Origin of the sequence: Mesorhizobium sp. YIM 152430 (assembly GCF_029210365.1) — a bacterium.
Lineage (GTDB): Bacteria > Pseudomonadota > Alphaproteobacteria > Rhizobiales > Rhizobiaceae > Aliihoeflea.
In genome coordinates this window covers 1-899 of record NZ_JARGES010000028.1, presented here as the reverse complement: position 1 = coordinate 899, position 899 = coordinate 1, and the positions used below count along the sequence as shown (strand labels likewise).

General features: G+C 67.0%; 1 pseudogene. It reads right to left on the bottom strand.

Annotated features, from left to right (window positions below):
* Positions 1-899, bottom strand: a pseudogene (locus PZ895_RS10265) (M48 family metalloprotease); the annotation flags it as partial.

The following is an 899-nucleotide window of genomic DNA, read 5'->3' as shown; positions in this document are numbered from 1 at the left end:
TTTCCGCATCCGACAGCGTGCGGAAGCTCGCTGCGACCGAACCGGCAACGTTCTTCAGATTGTTGCTGGAAAGCGGCGCGGCGGTCAGGAGCCGGTAGACCTGCCGTCCCGAGCGGATCAGCGTCACGTCGAACTGCCAGCCCTCGGCCTGCGCCTGCGCGTTGACAGCTTCGTTGCCGTTGATCGTCGTCTGCCGCACCGAGGCCGGATCGAGCCCGGCCACCCAGCCCGACTGCACATAGGCGGTCAGCGACTGGCGCGGCTCGACNATTGTCGATCACGAAGCCCTGCGGCACCTCGAACGAGATGCCGAGGATCGGATGGACGAAGGACGTGCCGCGCACGAAACCCTCTTCCGGCGTATCGCCGAACAGCATCCCGTCAATGCCGTCGAGGAATGAATTGCGTTCGCGATTGCCCACGCCCGGCATCCCGAACTGGCGGGCATGGCGCGTGGCAAGATCGATGCGCTGCGGCGGGTTGGGGTGGCTGGCGAGGAAATCGAGGCTGCGGTTGGCCGAGGATTCGACTGTACGCGATTCCGCATAGGCCGCCATCGACTGGAGGAAGCGCGAGGCCGCATAGGGGTCGTATCCCGCCCGTCCGATCGACCTGATGCCGATCGCGTCTGCTTCCAGTTCCTGGTTGCGCGAGAACTGCGCCAGCCGCAGCTTGCCGCGGATCAGCGCCACCTGCCCGCCCGTGTCGCCGCCGCCCAGCACATCGGAGACGACGCGCGCGGCGAGCACCTCCTCGGCTTCCTTCTGCTGGCGCTGGATGCCGTGATTGGCCGTCACATGCGCCATTTCATGCGCGACGACGGCCGCCACTTCGGCCGAATCGTTGGCGAGCGCGAGCAGCCCGCGCGTGAGGTACAGGAACCCGCCCGGCAGCGCGAA